We start from the raw sequence: 2,413 nt of genomic DNA on the forward strand, positions 1-2,413 counted from the left end.
CTGGGGGGGCGACATGAGAGCTAAAAAGTAGACTGTATAAGCTTCATAGCTCTCATACCTCGTAAATAATTATCGAGCTTATGACGACTTAAACGCATCAAAGCATAAACTAATTCCCAACATTTATCCATAAAATTAATCCATTTTGTAGCATACATTCCAATATAAAAATTACTATGTCTTTTATTTACTCGCCCATATTCTTTGACTCTACCTACATAGTTTTGCACTCCTTTTTTAGTAATTTTTTATCCTATAACTGTGGCACTAATATAAGCAAAAGATATTAAAATAACTAAAGAAATAAAGCGTTGACCAACCACATGGCTTCCTTCCATGTTATATCCACCGCTCTTATAATCCCGGAACATTTCTTCAATATCAAACCGTTGTCTTGATGCAGTCGCTCATGGGGGAAACCACGGCAGTCGCTCATGGGGGAGACCCCCAAGACCGCGCTGCCTCCCCAAGACCGCGCTGCATCGCTTTTTATAAGCTTCGATTGCCTCAGATATACTACTCATGTTTGTTAGAATAAACCAACCTTCTTTGGTCACTGATTTTCGATAACTTTTCTGACATTTACAGGCTACACTAAATCCTTTAATTTGTTGAGTTTTTGTAACTTTTACTTTTTCAAAAAATAACGAACTACCCGGTTTTAATCCACAATTTTTCAAGGAAACCCATCCGGTATTGGCTAGTTCAATTTGTGCGGATTCTTTTAGTCTTAAACAAAATTGAAAACCTTGTTTATCTAGCCATTGAGCCAATTTCACCGAACAAAACTCTCGGTATCCCAAAACCACAATTTGATAGTTATCAAATAGCCCTATAATATTTGAAATTAGTTGTTTTTGCTCTTGAAGTTACCGTAGAACAGTGGAGCCTTTATGGGTAATCGGTTATGCATAAAAGGGTTAACTCTTTTGTAATAAGGCTCCACTGTTCAAGGTTTCGTCTCTGATAAATTGCTTGAACCTAACTTTGATAGAAGTTCAAAGTAAATGGGAATTGCTCGTTTTTTAGAAATCATACTAATTATTAGTAAATTCTTGTCCTTCCAATTAGTTCTATCGATAGCTAAATAAATTTTTTCCTGTTTATAAAATGTTTGTTTAATCCATTCTTTAATAATTGGAAACCACAAGTCTTTGATTTGAAATATTGGTAGTGACAAAAATCTCTGTATTTTTTGACGTCTTGAACTGAATTTAATAGGTAAAGGTAGCGGTGCAGCGCGGTCTTGGGGGTTTCCCCCATGAGCGACTGCACCAAGACAAGATTCGGCAATTTTTTCGAGTTTGACATTTTTGATATCTTGTATTATAATTAATAAAATGTAAAAAAACAAGAGTTGAGATTCAGAAAGTAGGTTTTTTAGATGCTTTTGATCTAATTCTGGTATCATTATCAATTGGTAGGTCGTATTGACAATTTATGACCTATCTTTTTTTACCATAATTCGCTCAATTTAATATATATCAAGGTTTACGGGGCGCTTGTCGCCCCCCCAGCTATATATCCTAAGCTTTGCTTCGACTATTATATTTGACTCAATCGCTACATCGTTTACAGTAAGGGAGTTTGAGGTGTAAAGTAGTACAAATTAACGGAGGACTTCAGTCAAAAATGGTACATAAGCTCAATGACCTCTAAACGAATTCCTGCTAAGTTTTATAAAACTGAATCTGATCACGAACCTGTCCGTGATTGGCTCTTAAGTTTAGACAAGGAGGAACGGCGGTTAATTGGCACAGACATCAAAACTGTTGAGTACGGCTGGCCTATTGGTATGCCTACCTGTCGCCCGATGGGAAATGGTTTATTTGAAGTCCGTACTAACTTACCTAATGGCCGCACTGCCCGGGTCCTTTTCTGCATTCATAACAATCAAATGGTTTTGTTACATGGATTCATCAAAAAAACTCAAAAAACGCCCAAACAAGAATTAGCTTTAGCTTTACAAAGAAAACGTAACTTAGAAAGAGAACATGAAGAATAATCCTTATATTGGTTCTTCCTTAGATGAACTTTTAGAAGAAGATAACATCCTGGCTGACGTTGAAGCGGTAGCTCTCAAACGAGTTTTAGCTTGGCAAATCGAACAGGCCATGCTTGAAAAAGGACTGACTAAAACTGAAATGACCCAGGTCATGAAAACTAGTCCTGCGGCATTAGATCGTCTTTTAGATCCCAACAATACCTCCGTAACCCTGAACACAATTGAACGGGCAGCTAATGCACTCGGTAAGCGCTTACAGCTTCAATTGATTGATGGTGATGTTATATAGGGGTTTTCAAGAGGCAATAGGCAAGAGGCAATAGGTAATAGGCAATAGGCATGCTAGCAATAGGCAATAGGTAATAGGTAATAGGCAATAGGCATGCTAGCAATAGGCAATAGTTTCCC

2 protein-coding genes and 1 pseudogene are annotated in these 2,413 nt (G+C 37.3%); 2 read left to right on the top strand and 1 reads right to left on the bottom strand.

Annotated elements, in window-relative coordinates:
- Positions 1-1,411, bottom strand: a pseudogene (locus F6K37_RS45885) (transposase family protein); the annotation flags it as partial.
- 237 nt (positions 1,412-1,648) lie between these two features.
- On the opposite strand from F6K37_RS45885, the gene F6K37_RS38355 reads away from it, so the two are divergent.
- Positions 1,649-2,005 (top strand): type II toxin-antitoxin system RelE/ParE family toxin, encoded by a 357-nt coding sequence (locus tag F6K37_RS38355; protein ID WP_287256338.1) that lies wholly within the window; start codon positions 1,649-1,651, stop codon positions 2,003-2,005.
- Positions 1,995-2,294 carry a Fis family transcriptional regulator gene (locus F6K37_RS38360; RefSeq protein ID WP_287256341.1) on the top strand — a complete coding sequence of 100 codons (300 nt, stop codon included), beginning with the start codon at positions 1,995-1,997 and terminating at the stop codon, positions 2,292-2,294. Before F6K37_RS38355 ends, F6K37_RS38360 begins: the two co-directional genes overlap by 11 nt.
- Positions 2,295-2,413: the final 119 nt, after the last annotated feature.

The organism is Moorena sp. SIO4E2, assembly GCF_010671945.1.
Lineage (GTDB): Bacteria > Cyanobacteriota > Cyanobacteriia > Cyanobacteriales > Coleofasciculaceae > Moorena > Moorena producens.